Below are 21,273 nucleotides of genomic sequence, written 5' to 3'. Positions count from 1 at the left end.
GGGCTATTGTCGGTTGTCCGTCCGGTACTCATTGCGTTGGTGTGAATATCAGCACTGCCGGGCAGTATGGGAATGGATTCGGGTTCAAACTGAGCTACCACCAACCTACCTCCTTCCTGCCTCCTTGTGTTGACAGGGGCGCAACCGGGGCGCAGACTGGCGAGTTCCGCAAACATTTGTTCCCAGGGAAATCGACAGAGCAGAATTGACCGAGACTCACGCCAAGCCCCGCATCTCGCTGCAAGACGCCGCCAGTTTTGCCGGACGAATCCAGTCGACACTCATTTCCAATCGCCTGACCGACGCGCAGTGGCAACAGCACATTGAAGAATGCAAGAAGTACAGATTTCACGCGGCCATGATTCCTCCGGCGTGGACAAGCAAGACCACGGCGGCGCTCGCAGGCACCGGAATCAAGGTGGCATCGTTTATCGATCTCCCCTTCGGCACGATGACGAGCGCAGGCAAGGCGTACGAGGCGGGCCGCCTCGTCCAGGAAGGTGCACAGGAAATCGACTTGATGCCGAACGTCGGCTTTCTGCTTTCAGGTCGAGAGAAGGACTATTTCGAAGACATCCGGGGAGTGGTAGAAGGGGCGCAGGGAATTCCGGTAAAGATCATGCTGGAACTTCCTCTCCTGAATCTGGCGCAGCGGGAACGCGCAGTTGCACTCAGTATCGATGCCGGAGTCTCTTACCTGAAGAACGCGAGCAGTGGCAGCGTGGGAATCGCCACGGCAGAAGACATCCGTTTTCTCCGTGGGCTCGCGCCAAAGCATATCCACATCAAGGCATCGGGCGGAATCAAAACTGCTGAACACGTGCGCGAACTGGTGGAAGCGGGCGCTGACCTGGTGGGGACGAGTGCCGCGGTCGCGATCATGGCGGAGTTGCAGGGCGAGACTCCGGGATCGCAGCAGAGCGGTTCCGACTACTAACACAGTCCTCGTCGCGGAAGTTTTTGGGAGGATTTTGGTGGCGGCGGTAGGACTCGAACCTACGACCTACGGATTATGAGACCGTCGCTCTAACCACCTGAGCTACACCGCCACGGTGTGTTTACTGCAAGTTACGAGGATGTGACCTTTGTGCTGTAGAACATTGTAGAACAATTCGGTACTCTTGTGCTGAAACAGAGGGGAGCACAATGGCGTACCAATCAGGTTCGATCTACAAGCACAACGGCTCATGGTTCCTTAAGTATCGCACAACAGAATTGAAGGATGGAACTGCGCAGCGCGTTCACAAAACGGAGCGATTGTGCTCAGTGAACGGTGAGCAGCATCACCGATTCTGCGAGAAGAGAGCCGAGCATCGTACGAAGAAATCTGTCGCTGATGTGCGCGACAAAATCATGCAGACCGTCAACGCTGCTCAGTCGAACGGTCAGCCTCAGCAAGACATGTCCATCTCTGATTTCTGGGAGCAGCGATACCTTCCCTACTGCGAAGAGATTGTGCAGTTGACTAGCAAAGCCAGAAAGAAGCCTTCGACCGTGCGAGGGTACAAGCAGATTTGGAACCAACATCTCAAGGCTCACTTCGCGAAGCGCACGCTGCAACAGTACGAGCCGTTCATGGGGACGCAGTTCCTTCAATCGCTGACCAGCACTCAGGGCAAGAACACGCTGAAGCACATCAAGGCTCTCGGCAGTTCGCTCTTCAAGCGTGCGGTCATTGAGCAGCGAATCAAGGTCAACCCGTGGCACGATGTCTCGATGCCGGATGACGCCATTGAATCCGAGCGCACGAAGCACTACACACTTGAGGAAGCGGAGAACATCATTTCAGCCCTGGTTGACCATGTTGACTGCCAACTCGTGATGGCACTGTCCTGCTTCCTTGGCTTGCGTCCTGGTGAGATTGCGGCTCTGCGTTGGGAAGATTTCGACAAAGAGAGCGTCCATATTCGTCGCTCCGTTGTACGCGGTATAGTCGATGTCCCAAAGACGGCTGAGTCCATTGCGCCCCTGCCCCTGATAGACCAAGTCAGAGTTCCGCTCGTACTCTGGCGCAAGAAGAGCGGCAACCGCAAAGAAGGGTACGTGTTCGAAAGTCGTAACGGGACGCCCGTTGACCTTCACAATCTGATTGCCCGAGTCATCAAGCCGCACGTCGAAGGCAAGAAAGAATGTGAGATTTGCGACAAAGTCCCAAAGAAATCAGGCGTGCAATGGAAGACCCTCTACGCTGGCCGACGCGGAGCCTGCACTGCTGCAATCGAAGCGACCAACGGCAACTATGCTGTCGCCCAGGCGCTCTTGCGGCATAAGTCCATGACGACGACGCTGAACGTGTACAAGAAGGCCATCACACCGGAGGCATTTAAGAGCGGCATGAAGCTCCTGGAAGCGGCTGCTGCGAATGGCAAGGGGAAGTGACAAGGAGGAACCGTGAAAAAGGTCATTGACGGTGTGTTCAGTCTGGGGCTTCTGCTGGTGCTCTGCTTTGAATTCGGAATCGTGGGATGGGCAGTCTTCTATTTGTTGTCCATAATGATAGGGTGAGTCGGAGTCGCATCCATGTCACAGAACATTCTTGAGATGATTGACGCAATCTGCAAAGACAAGATGTTTACGCCCGCGCAGAACTTCATGCGGATCAGCCGTATTGCGAAGGGCTATGCTCCGATGTTCGGTCAGATTCTTGAGGATTACATCCGGCAGAACGAGCCTGAGCCTACGTACCGCAAGGCACGACTGAAGGCAGCGAAGCGAATGCTAGGGGTCTGAGTCAGTACCTACGCTTGTGGCGGTGCTCCCCGGTTTACTTCCCCGACTGCGTACTCGCAGCGGTGACCTGCCGCACATTCGAGTATCCCCAGTCTGTCCATAAATTCCAGTACCGTGAAGGTGACTATCAAAGGGCACTCGCTACACCTCACCCAACACTCCTGACTTGCCATGCTTCCTCCGTAGCTTTCATCTCTTGCCCGCCCTGATCTTCGCCCAGCGTGCGCGTTGAGCGGCTGCAATTCGTTTGCGACCAGCCGCGCTCATTGTCCTTCCGCGTCTTCCGTTTCCGACTGCCCCGCCCAACCCGGCCAACGCCTTCCGTGCTTTCTGAAGCTCTGAAATTTGTCTGTCAAGGTCACGAACAATCTCTCTGAAGTTCATTTTGTAATTGCCCCCTCAGGCCAGGAAAGTATAGCCGGGATACTCGATACAAAGGAGAGAGACTTGAGAAAATAGGCTCAGTTCTAAGGGCACATCGTCAGACCGATACCCACTAAGCACCAGCGGGTGCTCCTGCACCTAGTAAAATAAATACCGTGAGTGCACCCGTTCCAGAGGTCTTCAAGATTTTCAGCCTGCACCGCTACTTCATGTGGAGCATTGAGATGCGGGAGCACTATCTGCAAGCGGGCAAGCAGTTCTCACCGACCCCGAGCTTCTTTGACAATGAGGACGCAGGTCGTGCGTTCATGTATCTCAGCTATTGGTATGCAGGGCTGTATGTAGTCTGCGAAGGTTGGCAAGATTTGAAGTTGTCTGACCCTGAGATCGACCCTCTTCTGGCATCGCCACATCTAGCGTTACTGAAGCGGTTCCGAAACGGCGTCTATCATTTCCAACCAGACTACTTCGATGAGCGTTTGATGAATCCATTTGTGCTCGGAAAAGACTTCGACGTGTGGATAGAGTCCCTCACTCATGCGTTCCACAGATATTTGGTCGCGTGGAGCGAGAACCAGACTGCCGCTCTAGACCAAACTCAACCTTGATGACGCTCGACCTCTCCAACACGAATGAATGACGCCTCTTCCTGGAAATGACAAAAACTGTCACATGCTCAGAATGTTCTACAGGTGTTCTACGTCCTTTGTAAGTCTCTGATTGCAAGGACGTGATTTTGTGACGCAGGTTCTACGAACCGTCGCTCAACAGCCTCCTGCTGCCCTGATTGCGGCTCCCTCGCAACCCTGATGCGAATTAGGGGTATGGGGTAGGACAGTCGAAGGGCAGAAAAATAGGGTGGTTACCTCCCCAGACGACCGACCGTCCGGCAGAGCGCCCCGTGGTAGTTCTCCAACGTGATCGGTTCGGCCAGGTCACACAACGCTCCCTTTCATTGGGGTCCCGTCTATTGGGTCCCCTTTCCGGAATTTCTATCCGGTACATTTTTTCGGGCGGGTCCCCTTTGTGGGTCCCCTTTGCGTAGCTTTCTGCCTGGTACATTTTCGGAGTAGGTACCATCGGGCGTCAGAATGATTCTCACGTACTGATATATATTTTTGATATTTTTGTATCAGTCAATGAATATCTTGCAGCATTGTGCTAGCGAGTTAGATTGACTTTGGGCATACCACAGTGTAATATTGTAATAGTAGGTCATCGCACTGATCGGTAACAAGTGCTGATGACTTTCGAGCCATTGCTAATCCCTCTCAGCTTGCTATTCTTGAGAGGTAGAAATGTACCAAGAGCGGGCAGTTCTCGCGACTGTCTCACCAACCGATCCGAAAGGCCACGGTGGTCGCCCGACTAGGGCAGGTACGGCGCGGGTGAGCGCAAAACGCAATCACCACATTTGATCGCAGACCCCAAGCGGGGCATGGTCGGAAACCTTTGCGGGTAGATTTTTGACAGGCGTTCCGCAAAGCGCCTCGACCAACGCCCTGATGGACTCACGTCTGTCAGGCGTTTTTTCTATTGGGGAGCGAGGAGTCAAACGTGGAACTGATGACTGTGACAGACCTTGCTGTGTTCTTGAAGTGCAGCAAGCGCAGCGTCTATGAGTTGACCAGGCGCAGAGGGCAGACCTCCCACGAAATCCCACTACCAGTTCTACGCCTGCCGTGCGGGATGCGATTCCTGCGCAGCGATGTCGAACAGTGGATTCGTCGCTCTGCTGACGCAGGCAAGGTGCAGTAAAGGAAAGACAGAGGGGACTCACGATGGAAACGAAAAACGAATTGCGGGCTGACTTGCGAGAACTCGTCAACAAGGTCAGAGCACTCCGTGAACTCACGAAGACGACGAGCTTTCAAACATCACGCTCAATCGGGGCGCTACTCGGACGATTGACACCGGATGACTTGGCACTCGTGAGCCTGGAATTGCAGAAATAGGAAGTAGACAGAAGGAAAGGGACAGAATGACTGACAAAACGATACACATACCAAAGCGCGACCGCAACAAATCCACAAAAACATTGACGCTACAAGAGCGTGGACTGCTCCACTACATCGAGCAGAATCTTGACGCTGCTGGTCTGTTTGGACAAAGGATGGCTATCACTGCCAGGGCGTGCCTGACATCCAGACCCGTAATCCATCGAACGACCCACAGCCTGATTGTGAAGTGCCATTTGATAGTTGTTCGTGAATCAGTCCGGGGTAAAGACGGCTACCTCTCACCGCTGTTTGTGAAGCCTACTCAAACCCCTAAGCACGAACCAAGTCCATTAGCGGACTTGGCTACCGCAGCCAGCGGGGTGTCGGCATCCTCCCCGCAAACTGTTGAGAACATGCCCAAGTCCATTAGCGGACATCTATCTGTTAACAGTTATATAGAAGGTAGTAGGTCTGTAGGTCAGAAGGGTTTTATAGAAGGATATGTGGATAGTTGTCCGCCTGTGGACTTGGTTCCTAGTCCATTAGCGGACTTGGCTCCATTTAGCGCATCCGACTCACCGCGAATTCCAATCTGCAACTTTGATAACGACTGCACAAACTCCCCGATTGAGGGCAGCACGTTCTGTTATCGGCATGCCACACGTTCAGAGAGCGTCATCGGGGGTGCCCTGTGAACGGCATCCTACTCCAGACCGTCAATGACCGCGTTGCCCAACTCTGCCCACTGACGAGGCGGGAGGACGTGCTGTCCCAGATTTCGCATGAAGTCCCAGACCTGACCAAGGATTGTTTTTCCGACGAGGTCATTGACCGCGTTCTCATCCGCCTAGAAGCTCTGTGCCGTGACGCACGCGAAGAGTTTCAAAGGGAGGATTTGACTGCTGTCGAGAAGACACGGCGTTCCGATGACCCTATCGACATCTCCCGCCGTGCGTTGCTCAAGCGTCTCCGGGCGCAACTCCGTACTACGGTTGCCGAAAATGCTTTTGAGTTCGGGAGATTTAATGCACAGAGAATTGGTGACGATGTCCATCTCGATTTGACTTCCCTTGGGGGCGGTAATTGTCTCATCTCACCAGAGTTCCTACCGTTCTTCCGGTGTGTCGTTCACATCTTGAAAGTCAAAAACGGCAGACTAGTCACAGCTACTCCTACACGTTCATTTCTCGGCACACCAGGAACACGGTTTGCACCGTTGACGGAACTGGTTGCAAGCGTCAAGCACGGCACGCTTCCTGAGGATGTCCTTCGGCGGGCGAGGCTCGTTGACCGGAAGCGACCGTTTGACCTCAGGTTCTCTAACGTCTCAATTCCCAGGTTCGCCAAGGACAATCTAGTCGGAAATAAAAATTGTGTTCGCATGGGAGGCGATCCGGATTCAGTCTACCGGGCAAAAGGAAAAGGGAACGGTCCCGACGCGGACGAGTACGACCATTATCAGACTCACACAGGCGAGAGCGGAGAGTCGTATGACGGTGCAGTGCTGTCGAAGGAATACCGTCGTCTTCAAATCACTGAAAATCGTCTAGCAGCAGGGGAACACATTCCTACAAAACGGGCATGGGAATTCTTGATGACAAAAGTTCTCGATGGCTCAGAACGGTGTGACCCGCAATGGCTGACCTATGAAGGATTCGCTAGGGACATGGGGCGCAAGCCGGACAAGTCGTCACTCGCGAGACATGAGGACTCTATCGAATACAAGAAGGAAAATTGCTATTGGAAAGTCCGACAGGAAAATCGTCAGACGCAGAAAATTCTTTTTCCTCCTGAATCATAGCTTTACATCCGCCCCCACAGTTTTTCGTTACTTGGCAGGACAAGAACTTAGGGGGATGACTTTCGGGAGAGCCGATTATGTACGCTTGCCAGCGTACACGGCGATGACCTCGAAACAGGGGTACGACGTGCCGCTATCCGGAGTCCGGGCGTACCCCACTTTCTTTTTAGGAGAAAATATGTTGATTGTAATTTTGATTTTGATGTTGGCAACGTTTGCCGTGTCGTTCTTGACGTTATCGGCGGTCGGTCATCTGCACCTGAAAGCTCAGGCTTTGCAGGCACAGGTCACAGCCGTGTTCCGTGAAACGCAGTTTCAATCGCGGATCACGAGAAAAGCTCTTCTCGACACGCTAAACGAAAAAGTTCTTCCGGCAGTTGGCTACAAAGAGCCTGAGCCGACTGAACTGGAAACGGCTATGGGTGCATTGTCACGCGGTGAGGAACCTGTCCTCGATTGGAGTCGGTTCAAGTTGCAGGGAAAACCGTGAGTACCGTTGCACTCTTTGAAACACAGACCGATCCGTTTGCGAGATTCCGAGGACTTGCACCAGAGCCTAAGAAGTCGATGTCTGAATCAGCAGCGGCAAAGCTGCGAGCGGTTAACGAGCAGCAGCGGGCAGACAGTCTAGCTGAAAAGAAGTTTGCGGAACAATTCGTCAGGATTGCGAAAGACACCTGGACGATTATGCAGGTCCTGAAGCGGCTCTATCCCTGGACTCGATGGCCTTGGTCGTTCGCTGAAGCTCGACCTGGAACTGAAAGACAGAGATTCTTAAAGGGAAATCGTCCCTCATCAGAAACTATGGAAATGCCATCAGCCTCTAGCCTGACACAGGGCTGCAAAGAGAACAGATTGTTGACAGCGCATGGAAGAGCCGAAGAGCATCTGCCTGTCGCCAAGAAGACGGAATATCTCGTCCATGCAGAATCCAGTGACGATTCAGCTTGAGAGGCCGCCCTTGGTCGAAATGACGATCCTGATAGAGGGCTTTTACGAATTCATTCATCGAATTCCACATTGCGTGCTTAATCGAGAGGGGCTGAGAAGCATCGAGTTTTGAATTGAAGTACTTGATGCGCTCCTTCGATCCTATAAAAGTAGCTCCTTCAGGGAGCGCCAGACCGCCTTCCAACACCGAAAGGAGAGCGGGAATGCAGATCAAATATTTTCCGCTTTCGTAATTGTCGAAGCACTGCTCAAGAAGCTGCTCCCACTCCTTGAATCGGGGAGACGCCAAAATCGCCCGCTTCAAAAAGGAAATCTGACCCGCATCGTGGTAGAACTCGATGAATGCCCTGTCAATCGCATCATCGTTCGGCTCGTTAAGGAGTTCTAGCATTTCGCGCGGCGTCATGTGCGCGGGAAGAGTCCACCCTGACTTAGCCAGCCGTGCGGCTCCGTCCCTGCACTCCCGCCAGACTTCTGCGGCATGCTCAAAGAGTGGCCGCATTTCCTCCGCTGTTTGTGACCATTGAACGGTTTGGGAACGCATCTCTTCCGCTAGAGCTTTCAATTGAGCTGAGGGAAGAAATTCTGTCTTTTCGAATATTCCTTGTAGCTGCTTCGTTGGAAGTGCGCACTCCTTCGCCAAAAGACTCAACTGGTCTGACGCAGGCACAACAGTCCTTAACGCTGTCTCCCGCAAGTCCTTGATTGCTTTCTCCATTTCCGCCGTGAACTTCGGCAACGGGTCAGGAGTATCGGGATCAGTGATCTTCATGTAAAGATTTTAAGCTTTCGGCAATCCCATGAACTTCAGAAAATCGTTGCCGAGTGGACTAAGGCGGAAAGACCGCGTCACTGTAGGATGCTCCATGTTCTTGGTAACCTTCTTCAGTGCACCGATCATTTGATTCTCACTAGTGAATCTGGCCGGGATGCGAGGTTGCACAATTGACGAGTTAATGTGTTCTTCAACAAGACCGTAAGCATGCAGCATCTGAAGCACAAGGAGATCGTCCGCACGCGGATTCACCGTTGGTCTGGAACCCCATTTCAATTTCCGTTCTGTTTCCTCATTCAGAGGCTCCACCGTGCCGGACGCCCGCATCGGGAGATAGTTCGGGACGAGTTGGAGAAGGACTTTCACATGTTGCCGGGTGAGGTCTCTCACAAAGCGAATGAAAAGGTCTTTGCGTTCTTCTTCCTTGAAGCCGGGTGCGCCACTGTTGCCGAGCGCAGTACCAAGCATCTCGATCTTCTCGCGGTCATGTGTGACATTGAGTTGGCTGAATGCCTCGTACAGCAACGTCTGAAACTCTTCGCTGCGAAACCACTCCCGATCAACCTTCTCTTCTCCGACCTCGTGCACTCTGGCTGTGAAGTGCTCGAACATTTCTTTTACGCGATTGTTGGTTCTTTGTATTGCGAGTTCTGTCATCAACTCGCTGACCGCTGCGCCGACGCCCGGAACGAGTGACAGCAGTCCTGCTATACCGGAAGACACGAGTTTTTCTTGAAGCATGTGTTTTGCTTCGTTGGCGATTTCGAGTTCAACGTTGGGTCTTTCTTGGTCTATCGGCACAGCGCGGTCACCTTCTAGATAGATGCCACGGGGCGCTGTGGGTTTCCAAAACACCCTACGACCTTGAGCATCTTTTCTGTTTTTGTTCGCAGCGAACAGGCGACGAAAAAACCGTAAACTTACCGTCGCTCAAAATCCGGCAATTTCGTAGAACATTTGTAGAACAATTCGACCCAAACGTGCCCAAAATGCCCCAAAACGGCTCTCTTCAACGTCCGTAACGCATTGAAAAGACTATAAACCAATTGTTTTCAATAGATTATGAGACCGTCGCTCTAACCACCTGAGCTACACCGCCAACTCGTACAACTTGCGGAAACGAACTGTTTCGGGGAGCCCGGGACCGGGCACAGAATTCCGCCGACGCGGGTGGACGCGTTCCGATAATGATTCTATCAGTCCTCAGAAAAAGGCGGAATAGGGTGCCAAACCACCGGGCCGCGTGCGAAACTACGGCGCATGAAAGTTGTGGCCGTTATTCCGGCGCGGCTCGCTTCGACACGGCTGCCGCGTAAAATGCTGCGCGAGATTGCGGGTGATCCCTTGCTGGCCTGGGTCTATCAGGGCGTGCGGCGCTGCGCGACGCTCGACGAGGTCGTCATCGCGACCGACTCCGAGGAGATTCTGGCGTTTTGCCGGGGACGCGGGTTCGAGGCGCGCATGACTTCGTCCGAGCATCGATCGGGTACGGAGCGTGTGCATGAGATCTCTAACTCGGTTGCCGCAGACGTGTATTTGAATGTTCAGGGAGACGAACCGCTCACGAAGCCGGAGCATATCGACAGCTTGATCGCCGTGATGCGACGTCCGGGCGTCGAGGTGGGGACGCTGAAGACACCCGCAGAGGAAGTGGACGTCAACAACCCGAGCGCGGTGAAAGTCGTGACCGATTCGAACGGCCGCGCGCTCTACTTTTCGCGGGCGACAATTCCTTTTGATCGCGACCAGACGCATCCACGGTATTTCAAGCACCTCGGCTTTTACGGCTATCGCAAGGACGCGCTGGACCGGTTTGTCCGCTGGCCGGAGTCTGGATTGGAACGCAGCGAACGGTTGGAACAGCTGCGCTTTCTCGAAAACGGAATCCCCATCTATGTGGCCGAAACGCCGTTTGATTCCGTCGGCGTGGATACGGAAGAGGATGTGAAGCGAGTGGAAGTGATCCTGCGAGGTCAGAGGTGAAAGGTCAGATTGCAGAGGTAAAAATCAGATTTTAACCTCTGCAATCTGACCTCTTACCTTCTACCTTATGTTCAGTGTGCTTTCGCCCAGGCTTGCGCAGCGGCTACACGCTTCGCGATTGCGGGATGGGAATGGAATAGCCATTCGACCCACCGGGACGGAGTTTTCTCAGCTAGATTCTGTTCCGCTAATTTGTTCATCGACGTAATAAATGGCTCGACACTAGCTACGGACTGGAAACAATACCGGTCCGCCTGCCGCTCATTGAAGCGGGAATAGGCATTCAGGGCAGGCATCAAGAGAAATGAGAGCAAGGTTGCGACCAGCACCAGCAGCGGCAGGTTGGCGAAGTCGGACATCCTCTCATACATATTGGCGCGCTCGACCGCATAGCGCAGCACTTCATTCGCCAGATAAAAGCCGGCCAGCGTGATCCCCGCCTGCACGAGAATACTTTTCAAAATATGCCGGTGAACGTGGTGGCCGAGTTCATGGGCGAGAACAGCTTCGATCTCATCGTTGGAGTATTGATCGAGCAGTGTGTCGGCAAGGATGATACGCCGTGTTGCGCCCAAGCCGGTCAGGGCAGCGTTCGCTTTCTTGCTCTTCTCCGAAAGATTCCATTTGTAGACGCCGCGCACCCGCGTGCCTGCTCGTTCGCTGAGGACAACCAGGCGCTTTCTCAATTCTTCATTGTCGAGCGGCTCAAATTTGTAGAAGATCGGGAAGAGCACGACTGGCGCCAGTTGCGCGAGCAGCACGAACAATCCTAGGAAAAGCGCCCACGCTACCAGCCACCAATGTTGCACGTAGCGAATCAGCAGATAGAGCAACTCCACGACAATCGTGGCGAACACCAGTCCGACGATGAGACCCTTGAATTCGTCCCACAACCAGGACCGGGTTCGCTGGTTGGAAAGGTGGTAGCGATGCTCAAGCCGGAAGCTGTAGTAATCGAGCGGGAATCCTAAGGCACGGCTGATCGCCGTCAGCATGAGTACGTAAAGAAACACAGCCAACGAATAGTTGGTCGATGCACCTTTGAGGGCGAGATCGCGGAGGGCACCGCTCCAGCCGGTGGCGAGCAGCAGGACGAGCAGCAGAAGTCCCATCCCGAAGTCAGCGACGCCCAGCCACCGCTTGACGCGGTTATAGCGCTGCGACTCGAGCGAATCCGCTCCCGAGACTGTAGTTTCCGTTTCGATGATCGACCCCAGATTACAGCCATTATCCTATCGTGTTCGGAGGCATGGCGAGTCGCGAAAGTGTCGCGACCAGAGGGTTTTGTCGGCCCCAGTATTCGGGACAAAACTGCAGATCCCTCGCTTCGTGCGGGATCATAGAAGCGGCGCAACCTCTCGGCGACTCTACGCCTGATGCACGAAGCGTTCCGCCGCCTGCAGGATCTCTTCCACCAGTTCAGGCGAGGACGCTTCCGTATACACCCGCAGCAACAATTCCGTTCCCGAGGCACGGAACAGCAGCCAGGCGTCGGCACCATTGCCGTTCGTGGGCGCGTCGAGAAAAAACTTCACGCCGTCCAGATTCTCTTTGCGCAGGATCTTGTAAGGTCCGACCTTCGTCGTACCCGGGTCGGCGGCGCGGCGGACTGCACCATTCTTCAGTTCTTCCGAAATATGAAGATCGCGACGGCCATAGTAGTGCGGTCCGTATTCGCGCTGCAGATCGGCGACCAGTTGGCCCATCGGCTTGCCTTCTTCCGCCATCACGTTAGCGAGCAGCAGAGCGTTCAGCACGCCGTCGCGCTCGGGAATAAAGCAGCCAAACCCGATGCCGCCGGACTCTTCTCCTGCGATCAGAATTTCGCGCGTCATCATGAGGTCGGCGGCGTACTTGAAGCCGATGGAAACTTCGTGCATCTTCCGGCCATGCTTGGCGGCGATGCGATCGATCATCTTGGTGGTATTGAAGGCGCGTACCAGGTCGCCCGGCCACTTCCGGCGTTCGAGCAGCCAGTTCGCGAGGATCGCGAAACATTTGTGAGCGTCGACGAAACTTCCGTCTTCGGCGACAGCTCCAATGCGATCGGCGTCGCCGTCAGTCGCGAGGCCGGCATGGCATTTCTCTTTCTTCACCGTTTCCTGCAACAGGGAAACGTGCGGCAAAATCGGTTCCGGATTAATTCCCGGAAACAATGGATTCGCATCCTGACGAATCGCAACGTACTGGATGCCATTCTTGTCGAAGATTCCGGGCAGGACGCCGCGTCCCGAGCCGTACATGGAGTCGATAGCGAATTTGAAATTCGCGCGGCGAATGATATCGAGGTCGGCAAACTCGCACACCGCTTCGACATAGGCGGGCTTGAAGTCTACTTCTTCAATCTTCGCCGTAGGCTTCGAGGGCATCGCGCCCGCGCGCAATTCGGCTTCAATCAACTTCAAAATGTCGGGAGTCGCCGAGCCGCCAAACTTAGCTTTGAACTTTACGCCGTTCCAGTTGAAGGGATTGTGGCTGGAGGTGATCATCACCCCGCCGGCGGCCCCGAGTTTCTTGACGTTGTAAGACACGGCCGGAGTCGGAGTGTAGTCGTTGGCGAGTAGGACGGGGATGCCTGCTCCGGCGAGCACTTGGGCAACGAGTCGGGCGGCTCGGTCAGACGCGTAGCGCGTGTCATATCCAACGAGGACACCGCGCGCGAACTCCTCATGCTTGAGAACGTAGGACGCGATTGCTCCCGCGACCTTGCGTACGTTATCGAAAGTGAAGTCGTCGGCGATGAAGCCGCGCCAGCCGTCGGTACCGAATTTGATTGTCATCGTCGTTCGCTGTTCGTCGTTCGAAGGCGGCTGCGAGCTTCGGGCCGCGAGCTTTGAGCTAAGTCAACTTCTTCAACTTCTTCTCGTCGAGGTGTTTGACTACTTTACCTACGTCCTGGGACTGGTCGAGCGTTGTGATCAGCAGGGCATCTTCTGTTTCCACGATCACCAGGTTACTGACTCCAACCGCCGCTACAAATTTGCCGGGAGCGTGGATGTAATTGTTCTTGGCGTTCAGTGTGAATTTGGCCGCGGCACTGATGAGATTATTTTCGGCCGGCTGGGTTCGGCGGGCATGATGCTCGTGCAGCGATGTCCAGGAGCCGAGGTCGTTCCAGCCGAAATCGGAAGGCAGGCAAAAAATATTCGACCGGCCTTCGCCTTTCGCCGAGCGAGGTTCGAGTACGGCGTAATCGATACTGATGTTTTCGCACTTTGGATACAGGCGCCGAAAGGTTGCTGCAAACTTGTTTGTCCCGAACGCGGCCGCGATCTTCTCAAGAATCGGCGCCGTCTTCGGGAGATGCTCGCGGAGCGCGTTCGCCAGCGTCGAAGCGCGCCACAGAAACATGCCGCTGTTCCAGAAATAATTCCCAGCCGCGACAAACTGGGTGGCTTTCGCTAAGTCAGGTTTTTCTGTGAAACGGCGGACTTGCAGCGCTCCGTTCGCATCTGGATTGCCGACTTCAATGTATCCGTAACCAGTTTCGGCGCGCGTCGGACGTATCCCGAGGACAACGATATTTTCTCCGGCAGCGGCAATTTCTATTCCGCGGCGGATCGTCTCCCGATACTGCTTGGGTTCGGCGATAACATGGTCGGAAGGGAAGAGTCCGAGCACGGCGTCGGGATCGTGGCGAAGCAGGAAGAATGCCGCGAGTCCAATCGCAGGTGCCGTGTTGCGACCGACAGGCTCTGCGAGGATCTGCTTGGGCGCCAGTTTCGGCAATTGCCGCAGGATCGCGGAGCGAAGATCGTCGTTAGTGATAATCCATTGCCGCTTGGCGGACGTGATCGGTAGTAGGCGAGCCACGGTCTGCTGGATCATGGTCTGCTTGCCGTCGAGTGCCAGGAGTTGTTTTGCTCGGCGCTTGCGGCTGAGCGGCCAGAAGCGTGTGCCTCGCCCGCCCGCCAGAATTACGGGATAGAAGTTCGTCGTCACTAAGTTAAAAGCCTATCATCTTGGTGCAGGTCACGAGAAACCCCTCAGGCGGGAAGAGGCTTCATAGCCGGACGGCAGGCTCGGCGGCGGGAACGCCCGGGACAAATGCTTTCAGAAATTCGAGCGTCCACTGTGGCCGCACGCTGAATTCTCCCAGTGCTGCGGGAACTACGACCGCATCGCCTTTTGCCAGGGTAACGGGCTCACGTCCCGGAGATTCGACGACTCCAAAACCGTTGGTTGCAACCAGGATTTGCACCGAGTCTTTCCCGGATTGGTCGCGAGTCGAAAAGATGTGCGGCGCTTTCAATTCGAACATGTCGACCGTGAAATAGGGCGCGGCGACCATGGTTGAGAGGCGGTTCTGTCCGCCGTCAATCGTGACCGGAGCGGGACGAATCACCTTTCCGGATTTTGCTTCCACTTTGATCGACGCGAGGCCGCGTTCCAGGTGCAATTCGCGCGGGCGGCCGTAGTCGTAAAGACGATAGGTCGTGTCGGATTGCTGTTGCGTTTCGACGAGCACGGCGCCTCCGCCCATCGTGTGGACCGTTCCGGCGGTGACATAGATCATCTCTCCGGAATAAATGTTGACCCAGTTGAGCAACTCTTCCGCGCTCTTGTCGTGGATGGCCTGTTCCAGTTGCGCGGCGGTTACGCCCGGCTTTAGTCCGAGGGCGATCTTTGCGCCGGGCTTCGCATGCGCGACATACCAGCATTCCGTCTTGCCCCAGGGCTCTCCAAAGCGTTGCGCCGTCGCATCGTCAGGATGAACCTGGACTGAAAGCTTTTCTTCCGGGAAAAGAAATTTCAGGAGCAAGGGAAAACGCTGCGGATCGCGCGCCGCAGTCCCTACGAGGGCGGCGCCGAACTCTTTGCTCACGTCAGCCAAAGTCCTCTTCGCGAGCGGTCCATTCATGACCAGGCAATCGTCTCCGGTAAGCCAGGCTTCGCCGATCTTCTCGTTAAATTTGTGGTTGGGATAAATCTGCGAAAGATCGAGCGTTCCCCAGGGGCGCGGGTCGAACGCGGGCGGGAGCAAGAGTGGGTACAGGTCGGTCATGAACAATTGGTAATTTGCGATTGGTAATTTGTGATTTTCGCACTCGGCGGTAGCTGAGTTCCCAAGCCTACTAATTACAAATTACCAGACTACGAGGGCCTCTACCGTGCGCGTTGCCATACCAGTTTGCGCTGGTGATCTTCACCCATCTCGTGGGTCTTCGCGATCAGAGTAAGTTGGTCGCCGTTGAAGGTAAAGTGCCGGGCGAATTCCACGCCTCTCTCTCCTGGATAAAGCGAGTCTTTAAGGTGGTGGGTCACGGTAGACGTCGATGAGTCGACGGTCCAGGTTCCAAAGTAGGCATAGTACCCTTCGATGGCAACAACCTTTTCGTCGGGAGAGCCGTTGCGAAACGTCTCTCGAGAATCCCCTTTCGGGCCGGGGGGCTTCGGATCGGAGACAATCTGGACGCTCATCCATCCGCTGCGATCGTAAACAATCAGTCCCTCAGGATGTTTGCCGTAAAACGGATAGATAACTTCGCCATTGGGCCGGATCGTTTCCACGCTCACCAGTCGCCACGCACCGAGTAACCGGTCACCCCCAGGAACGGCGGTCGCCTCGCCAGATCCCGCGCGCGATCTTGGCACGGCAACGGCAAGCACGCCGAGGATAACGAGAGAGCACAGAAACAATAGACGCGATCGCATGCGACCTCCAGAATTCCAAAAAACGATATGAAAGCTACAGGCTTGCGAAATATTTCTGCATCCGTTCGAGTGCCCGGTCGAGGTTCTCCATGGTGGTCGCGTACGAAATGCGGACGTGCTCGCTGGTGCCGAAGCCTTCTCCGGCGACCGTCGCCACGTGCGCTTTGTGCAGCAGTCCGTGGGCGATGTCGGCAGCGCACTTCACGCCGCTCTTGCCGAAGAACGCCGACACATTGGGATACGCATAGAACGCGCCTTCCGGCATCGTGCACTTCACGCCGTGGATCGCGCGCAACCCGCCGACAATGTGGTCGCGCAATTTGATGTACTCGGCGCGCATGTCGGCCACGCATTGTTGCGAACTATTCAGCGCCGCGACGGCCGCTTTTTGCACGATCGAGGTCGGGTTCGACGTGGACTGGCTCTGCAGCTTTGCTACTGCGCCGATGATCGCGGCCGGGCCGAGTGTGTACCCGAGACGCCATCCAGTCATCGCATAGGTTTTCGAGAGTGATCCGACGACGAGAAAACGGTCACGGAATTCCGTGAGCGATCCGACAGAAAAATTCTTTGCCGTGTAATTCAGGTAGACGTAACACTCGTCGGAAATTACCCAGATGCCGCGCTCGTGCGCGAGTCGAACGACTTCGGTCATGTCGCTGGGGCTCATCACCGCGCCCGACGGATTCGACGGCGAATTCAGAATGATGAGTTTCGTCTTCGGCGTGATGAGGCGCTCCACCATCTGCGCGGTTACGCGGAAGCCTTGCGACTCGTCGGCATTAAGCAGCACACAGTTGCCGCCCATGTAACGCACCATGTCTTTGAAGCTGACCCAGTAGGGCACCGGCAGAATCGCTTCGTCACCGTGATCGACGAGCACGGAGATCACGTTGAACAGCGCATGCTTGCCGCCCACCGACGCACACGCTTCTTCGCGTTTGTAGGCAGAGCCGAAGTCGGCGGCATGGCGATTGATAATGGCATCCTTCAATTCGAGCGTTCCACCGACTGCGGTGTATTTCGAGAAATTGTTATTGATGGCCGCGATGGCAGCATCCTTCACGTGCTGCGGCGTGGTGAAGTGTGGTTCGCCGGCGGTGACGTCCACGATGTCGATGCCCTGCTGGCGCAGCTTTTCGGCCTCGGCTGCCGCGGCCATGGTAGACGAGGGCTCGATCCGGTTAATGCGTTCCGTCAGGCGGACGGGATGGGTCACGGGGGTCATTACGCTGCTCATGATTTCGTCGTCTCTTCTTCTCGGTCGATTTGGACTAACGCTTTTTCCTGGACTTTGTCTTGTGCTGGGACGGTTTGCGTGCCAACTCGGCGTCGGCGAACTTCAGTGCTGGATCCATTTTCTCACGAAGTTTCTGCGCCACTAGGTCCGGAACAAGGCAATTGATACTGCCGCCCAGTTGCGCAACTTCCCGTACCAGTCGCGAACTGACGTAGGAATATCGTTCGGCGGGCATCATGAAGACAGTTTCCAGGCTGGGCTGGAGCTTGCGGTTCATCAATGCCATCTGGAGTTCGTATTCGTAGTCGCTGATGGCGCGAATGCCGCGCAGCACCACCGATGCTCCTACCGTCATCGCGTATTCGACGGTCAGGCCGTCGAAGGTCTCGACCGAAACATTGTCGAAGCCGGCGGTCATGGCTTCCAGCATGTTGCGGCGCTCGGGAACACTGAAGAGGGGCGCCTTTTCGGGATTGCGAAGGATGGCGACCACGAGTTCATCGAAAATCTTGCTCCCCCGCTCGATCAGATCGAGATGTCCGTTGGTCGGGGGATCGAACGATCCGGGATATATGGCTTTAATGCGCTTCACAGGGCCTCGGTCGACGACAGGGTCGAGAGTAAGAAGGATTGTATGCGGGGAGAAACGGGGATGGCAATGAGGCAGCACTCGGCCGTGGTCAGCACTCAGGTTTCGGCGCGATGGCGACTTCTATGTGTCGAGCGAGCGTGGAGACGACCAACCTATGCGCTTCCTTGGATAAACTTGGGCTCGTCGACACGATGCCCTGAGGGCCGAGGAGCGGGCAATCATCGTGGAAATCCCTTTTCGTCGTATAGCAGTTCGCCATGATCGACGGAGCGAAAGGGCTCTTTTAGATGTTCCGCGCAATCCTTGCCGATTTGTGTCAGCCGGTCAGCAAGTCCGGGGCCGCTCTGGGCGGGGCGACATTGCTCTGGATCTACCGTGGTCCGACCTCCCGAAAATCGTTTGCACACGTACCTAGGAAATCCTAACTGCAAGACTGAGCGCTGCAAAGAATGCAAACGACGCGAGGACTAAGCAAACGCCGCTAACCCTTTCGCGAAGCAAACGCCTCACTGTCCCGCAATACTTCGCCGCGGGCGGTCGTTATTTCATATGGCCCTTCTAGCGCTTTGCGGCCTGTCCTTTGGCTGCCTCAACTGCCAATGGCATGGTTGCTACCCGTCCCTGAGTCCCCGTAGCCTGCGCTGGGGCCGCCACAGGAGCCGCTGCTGCTGGCCCGACCCCGATTCCCAGAGCTTTGCGAACTTCGGCTTCGAGCTTCACCATCGTGTCTTTGTTTTCCTTCAGGAAAGCGCGCGCATTTTCGCGGCCTTGTCCGATGCGCTCGCCTTTGTAGCTGTACCAGGAGCCGGACTTCTCCACGATATTGTTATTCGACGCCAGGTCCAGCAGGTCGCCTTCGCGCGAGATGCCTTCGCCGTAGAGGATGTCGAATTCGGCTTCGCGGAACGGTGCGGCAACTTTGTTCTTCACGATCTTCACTTTCGTGCGCGAGCCCGTCATTACGTCGCCTTCCTTGATAGCAGCGATACGACGGATATCGATGCGCACGGACGAGTAAAACTTCAGCGCGCGGCCGCCGGTAGTGGTCTCCGGGTTGCCAAACATGACGCCGATTTTTTCGCGGATCTGATTGATGAAGATCAGGCAGGTACGTGATTTCGCGACCGTACCAGTCAGTTTACGAAGAGCTTGCGACATGAGGCGGGCCTGCAATCCCATGTGGCTGTCGCCCATTTCGCCATCGAGTTCAGCTTTCGGAACCAGGGCTGCCACCGAGTCCACCACCAGCACGTCAATCGCGTTCGAGCGAACCAGGGCTTCCACGATCTCGAGTGCCTGTTCGCCGTAGTCGGGCTGCGACACGAGCAGGTTGTCGACGTCTACACCGAGTTTCTTCGCGTAGCCGGGATCAAGCGCGTGTTCGGCGTCGACGAAAGCGGCCATGCCGCCCATCTTCTGCGCTTCGGCGATCACCTGCAGGGTGATGGTGGTCTTGCCGGACGATTCCGGACCGAACACTTCGACCACACGGCCACGTGGAAATCCACCCACGCCCAATGCCGCATCGAACGAGATCGATCCAGTGGGAATCACGGCGATAGGGACGATCGCTTCCTTCGATCCCAGCCGCATGATCGAGCCCTTACCAAACTGCTTTTCAATCTGAGAGAGTGCAAGATCAATTGCTTTGTTGCGCTCGTCGGCCATCATGAATGCTCCTGACTGTATTTAAATACCTGAAGCTGGGAGTGTTAATCCCAGAAGCCTACACCCGCAGGCTGGAGTAAAAAGTGCGGGTCATCACATCATTTTGGGTCAGTTTAGCACGAAGCGAATAAAAAGCGAATCAAAGAGTTGGCTGGATTGGTTCGCGGCGGAAATCCGCGCTCGAAGCGCCTTACCGCCCTTCGCCCTCCCGGCCGATTCCGGTACGATGAGTTTCTCAAATTATGACTGGAGCCTACCAGTTTGTCGTTCCGGACTCATCCACAACCGCCCTGCGGACCCGCTTGCATGCTCTCGGCGGATGGCAATGGTCGATGGGAGACAGTCATTGGTACGGAGACTACGTGGCGTGCTCTCCGTTTCCGGGCGTGCGGATTCGGATCTGCGATTTTCCAGATCGCGTAGCCGGCGGATATCGTTATCGTGCCGATGTCCGGCTCGCGAACGATTGCCAGACCGCAATGCCGGCGATCGATGAAGCGTTTCGCGCACTGCTGGCGCAAGCCGGGGCGCGGGACGTGGAAGAGATTGAATGGTTCGATTGATGGCAGCATTCGCCCCTCAATCGCATGCGCATTGTTAGAATGCGCACAAAGTGTCGCAGCCAGAAAGAGGCACAATCATGCATGGACGCTGGTCGACCTTACTCGCATTCCTCACCTTTTTGCCAATTGTCGCGTCGGCTCAATCCCCGGCCACCGCGAGACACGAACCTCTCACCGCGCGGGAAGTGATCGAACGAATCAAGGCGCAAGTCGGCGTTCCCTGGCAGCAGGACACGGTAGACACCTTCAAAGCAGGAGATCCCGACACTCGCGTGACCGGCATCGCAGTCACAATGATGGCGACATTCGACGTCCTGCAGCGCGCCGCCGCCGCCGGACAGAATCTCGTGATCACCCACGAGCCGACTTTCTACAATCACCTCGACCACGCCGACGAAATTCCGCAGAAAGAAAACGATCCCGTCCTCGCGCAAAAACTGGCATTCATCAAAGAGCACAACCTGGTGGTCTGGAGATTCCACGACCACTGGCACATGCGCAATCCGGACGGCATCGAAGTGGGCATGATCCGCGCTCTCGGCTGGGAAAAGTTTCAGGACAAACAGAATCCGTACCTATTCACGATTCCTGAAACCACGCTGGAAAAGCTGGCCGCCGAATTGAAGTCGCGACTGCAACTGCGCACTATGCGTGTAGTCGGCGACCGCACCATGAAACTGACCCGTATCGCTCTCTCCCCCGGCGCCGCCGGCCTGCAGACGGAAGTGCGCGCGCTAGAGATTCCCGATGTCCAACTACTGATCACCGGCGAATCCCGCGAATGGGAAACCGTCGAATACGCCGCCGACGCCGTCAGTGAGAAGAGACAGAAGGCGTTGATCGTCCTCGGACACATCCCTTCCGAGCAAGCTGGGATGGAAGAGTGTGTGCGCTGGCTGAAACCGATGGTGCCGGAAGTTAAGGTGGAGTTTGTTCCCGCGGAGCAGCCGTTCTGGTGAGAAGGCCTTGGGGATAGAACGTTACATCCCTG

21 protein-coding genes, 1 tRNA gene and 1 riboswitch are annotated in these 21,273 nt (G+C 55.5%); of the genes, 11 read left to right on the top strand and 11 right to left on the bottom strand.

Annotated elements, in window-relative coordinates:
• Positions 1-232: 232 nt before the first annotated feature.
• The gene (gene deoC / locus HY010_13185) at positions 233-937 is read left to right on the top strand and encodes a deoxyribose-phosphate aldolase (protein MBI3476679.1); all 705 of its coding nucleotides are present in this window, start codon (positions 233-235) and stop codon (positions 935-937) included.
• Positions 938-972: 35 nt separating this feature from the next.
• Here deoC and HY010_13180 read toward each other — a convergent pair.
• Positions 973-1,049 (bottom strand) — tRNA-Met (locus HY010_13180).
• Positions 1,050-1,146: 97 nt separating this feature from the next.
• Between HY010_13180 and HY010_13175 the strand changes: the two genes are divergently transcribed.
• The 7 genes from HY010_13175 (at position 1,147) to HY010_13145 (ending at position 7,345) form a co-directional block, all read left to right on the top strand.
• Positions 1,147-2,379: a hypothetical protein gene (locus tag HY010_13175; GenBank protein ID MBI3476678.1), complete on the top strand. Its 1,233-nt coding sequence runs from the start codon at positions 1,147-1,149 to the stop codon at positions 2,377-2,379.
• Between the two features lie 141 nt (positions 2,380-2,520).
• Positions 2,521-2,730 (top strand): hypothetical protein, encoded by a 210-nt coding sequence (locus HY010_13170; GenBank protein ID MBI3476677.1) that lies wholly within the window; start codon positions 2,521-2,523, stop codon positions 2,728-2,730.
• A gap of 539 nt (positions 2,731-3,269) precedes the next feature.
• Positions 3,270-3,722, top strand: a complete 453-nt coding sequence (locus HY010_13165) for a hypothetical protein (GenBank protein MBI3476676.1) — start codon at positions 3,270-3,272, stop codon at positions 3,720-3,722.
• Between the two features lie 687 nt (positions 3,723-4,409).
• A riboswitch (SAM riboswitch) is annotated at positions 4,410-4,526 on the top strand.
• Between the two features lie 154 nt (positions 4,527-4,680).
• Positions 4,681-4,872, top strand: coding sequence for a helix-turn-helix domain-containing protein (locus tag HY010_13160; protein MBI3476675.1), 192 nt, complete (start codon positions 4,681-4,683; stop codon positions 4,870-4,872).
• A gap of 23 nt (positions 4,873-4,895) precedes the next feature.
• Entirely contained in the window at positions 4,896-5,069 is a 174-nt protein-coding gene (locus HY010_13155) for a hypothetical protein (protein ID MBI3476674.1), read from the top strand.
• Positions 5,070-5,817: 748 nt separating this feature from the next.
• Positions 5,818-6,855 (top strand): hypothetical protein, encoded by a 1,038-nt coding sequence (locus HY010_13150; GenBank protein ID MBI3476673.1) that lies wholly within the window; start codon positions 5,818-5,820, stop codon positions 6,853-6,855.
• A gap of 178 nt (positions 6,856-7,033) precedes the next feature.
• A complete protein-coding gene (locus HY010_13145; protein ID MBI3476672.1) occupies positions 7,034-7,345 on the top strand; it encodes a hypothetical protein in 312 nt (103 codons plus the stop codon).
• A 333-nt stretch (positions 7,346-7,678) separates the two neighbouring features.
• On the opposite strand, the gene HY010_13140 is transcribed toward HY010_13145, so the two are convergent.
• Positions 7,679-8,578 carry a hypothetical protein gene (locus HY010_13140; GenBank protein MBI3476671.1) on the bottom strand — a complete coding sequence of 300 codons (900 nt, stop codon included), beginning with the start codon at positions 8,576-8,578 and terminating at the stop codon, positions 7,679-7,681.
• 9 nt (positions 8,579-8,587) lie between these two features.
• Positions 8,588-9,322 (bottom strand): hypothetical protein, encoded by a 735-nt coding sequence (locus HY010_13135; GenBank protein ID MBI3476670.1) that lies wholly within the window; start codon positions 9,320-9,322, stop codon positions 8,588-8,590.
• 519 nt (positions 9,323-9,841) lie between these two features.
• On the opposite strand from HY010_13135, the gene kdsB reads away from it, so the two are divergent.
• On the top strand, positions 9,842-10,564 hold the full coding sequence (gene kdsB / locus HY010_13130; protein MBI3476669.1) for a 3-deoxy-manno-octulosonate cytidylyltransferase: 723 nt from the start codon (positions 9,842-9,844) through the stop codon (positions 10,562-10,564).
• 71 nt (positions 10,565-10,635) lie between these two features.
• Here kdsB and HY010_13125 read toward each other — a convergent pair whose 3' ends face one another.
• From HY010_13125 to recA, 8 genes are all read right to left on the bottom strand, one after another.
• Positions 10,636-11,676 carry a M48 family metallopeptidase gene (locus HY010_13125; GenBank protein ID MBI3476668.1) on the bottom strand — a complete coding sequence of 347 codons (1,041 nt, stop codon included), beginning with the start codon at positions 11,674-11,676 and terminating at the stop codon, positions 10,636-10,638.
• Positions 11,677-11,931: 255 nt separating this feature from the next.
• Complete coding sequence (locus tag HY010_13120) at positions 11,932-13,344, bottom strand: phosphoglucomutase/phosphomannomutase family protein (protein ID MBI3476667.1); 1,413 nt, start codon at positions 13,342-13,344, stop codon at positions 11,932-11,934.
• A gap of 58 nt (positions 13,345-13,402) precedes the next feature.
• Complete coding sequence (locus HY010_13115; GenBank protein ID MBI3476666.1) at positions 13,403-14,506, bottom strand: mannose-1-phosphate guanylyltransferase; 1,104 nt, start codon at positions 14,504-14,506, stop codon at positions 13,403-13,405.
• 61 nt (positions 14,507-14,567) lie between these two features.
• A complete protein-coding gene (locus HY010_13110; protein MBI3476665.1) occupies positions 14,568-15,569 on the bottom strand; it encodes a class I mannose-6-phosphate isomerase in 1,002 nt (333 codons plus the stop codon).
• Positions 15,570-15,670: 101 nt separating this feature from the next.
• Positions 15,671-16,219, bottom strand: coding sequence for a lipocalin-like domain-containing protein (locus tag HY010_13105; GenBank protein MBI3476664.1), 549 nt, complete (start codon positions 16,217-16,219; stop codon positions 15,671-15,673).
• Positions 16,220-16,253: 34 nt separating this feature from the next.
• The gene (locus HY010_13100; GenBank protein MBI3476663.1) at positions 16,254-17,459 is read right to left on the bottom strand and encodes a pyridoxal phosphate-dependent aminotransferase; all 1,206 of its coding nucleotides are present in this window, start codon (positions 17,457-17,459) and stop codon (positions 16,254-16,256) included.
• A 34-nt stretch (positions 17,460-17,493) separates the two neighbouring features.
• On the bottom strand, positions 17,494-18,051 hold the full coding sequence (gene coaD, locus HY010_13095) for a pantetheine-phosphate adenylyltransferase (protein ID MBI3476662.1): 558 nt from the start codon (positions 18,049-18,051) through the stop codon (positions 17,494-17,496).
• Between the two features lie 558 nt (positions 18,052-18,609).
• Entirely contained in the window at positions 18,610-19,722 is a 1,113-nt protein-coding gene (recA, locus tag HY010_13090; GenBank protein ID MBI3476661.1) for a recombinase RecA, read from the bottom strand.
• A gap of 239 nt (positions 19,723-19,961) precedes the next feature.
• Between recA and HY010_13085 the strand changes: the two genes are divergently transcribed.
• Entirely contained in the window at positions 19,962-20,282 is a 321-nt protein-coding gene (locus HY010_13085) for a hypothetical protein (protein MBI3476660.1), read from the top strand.
• A 77-nt stretch (positions 20,283-20,359) separates the two neighbouring features.
• Positions 20,360-21,241, top strand: coding sequence for a Nif3-like dinuclear metal center hexameric protein (locus tag HY010_13080; protein MBI3476659.1), 882 nt, complete (start codon positions 20,360-20,362; stop codon positions 21,239-21,241).
• Positions 21,242-21,273 lie beyond the last annotated feature (32 nt).

It is taken from the genome of Acidobacteriota bacterium (assembly GCA_016196065.1).
Taxonomy (GTDB): Bacteria; Acidobacteriota; Terriglobia; order Terriglobales; family Acidobacteriaceae; genus Acidiflorens.
The sequence above is the reverse complement of the archived record's forward strand: the minus strand, read 5'-3'. Positions and strand labels throughout refer to the sequence as shown.

What these genes read in the sequence shown, in the direction of transcription:
- recA (MBI3476661.1), bottom strand. Translation starts at nt 19,722, where the DNA reads ATGATGGCCGACGAGCGCAACAAAGCAATTGATCTTGCACTCTCTCAG.
- HY010_13135 (MBI3476670.1), bottom strand. Translation starts at nt 9,322, where the DNA reads ATGCTTCAAGAAAAACTCGTGTCTTCCGGTATAGCAGGACTGCTGTCA.
- HY010_13155 (MBI3476674.1), top strand. Translation starts at nt 4,896, where the DNA reads ATGGAAACGAAAAACGAATTGCGGGCTGACTTGCGAGAACTCGTCAAC.
- HY010_13125 (MBI3476668.1), bottom strand. Translation starts at nt 11,676, where the DNA reads ATGGGACTTCTGCTGCTCGTCCTGCTGCTCGCCACCGGCTGGAGCGGT.
- HY010_13080 (MBI3476659.1), top strand. Translation starts at nt 20,360, where the DNA reads ATGCATGGACGCTGGTCGACCTTACTCGCATTCCTCACCTTTTTGCCA.
- HY010_13085 (MBI3476660.1), top strand. Translation starts at nt 19,962, where the DNA reads ATGACTGGAGCCTACCAGTTTGTCGTTCCGGACTCATCCACAACCGCC.
- HY010_13105 (MBI3476664.1), bottom strand. Translation starts at nt 16,219, where the DNA reads ATGCGATCGCGTCTATTGTTTCTGTGCTCTCTCGTTATCCTCGGCGTG.
- HY010_13145 (MBI3476672.1), top strand. Translation starts at nt 7,034, where the DNA reads ATGTTGATTGTAATTTTGATTTTGATGTTGGCAACGTTTGCCGTGTCG.
- HY010_13140 (MBI3476671.1), bottom strand. Translation starts at nt 8,578, where the DNA reads ATGAAGATCACTGATCCCGATACTCCTGACCCGTTGCCGAAGTTCACG.
- HY010_13160 (MBI3476675.1), top strand. Translation starts at nt 4,681, where the DNA reads ATGACTGTGACAGACCTTGCTGTGTTCTTGAAGTGCAGCAAGCGCAGC.
- HY010_13110 (MBI3476665.1), bottom strand. Translation starts at nt 15,569, where the DNA reads ATGACCGACCTGTACCCACTCTTGCTCCCGCCCGCGTTCGACCCGCGC.
- kdsB (MBI3476669.1), top strand. Translation starts at nt 9,842, where the DNA reads ATGAAAGTTGTGGCCGTTATTCCGGCGCGGCTCGCTTCGACACGGCTG.
- HY010_13100 (MBI3476663.1), bottom strand. Translation starts at nt 17,459, where the DNA reads ATGAGCAGCGTAATGACCCCCGTGACCCATCCCGTCCGCCTGACGGAA.
- HY010_13170 (MBI3476677.1), top strand. Translation starts at nt 2,521, where the DNA reads ATGTCACAGAACATTCTTGAGATGATTGACGCAATCTGCAAAGACAAG.
- HY010_13120 (MBI3476667.1), bottom strand. Translation starts at nt 13,344, where the DNA reads ATGACAATCAAATTCGGTACCGACGGCTGGCGCGGCTTCATCGCCGAC.
- HY010_13175 (MBI3476678.1), top strand. Translation starts at nt 1,147, where the DNA reads ATGGCGTACCAATCAGGTTCGATCTACAAGCACAACGGCTCATGGTTC.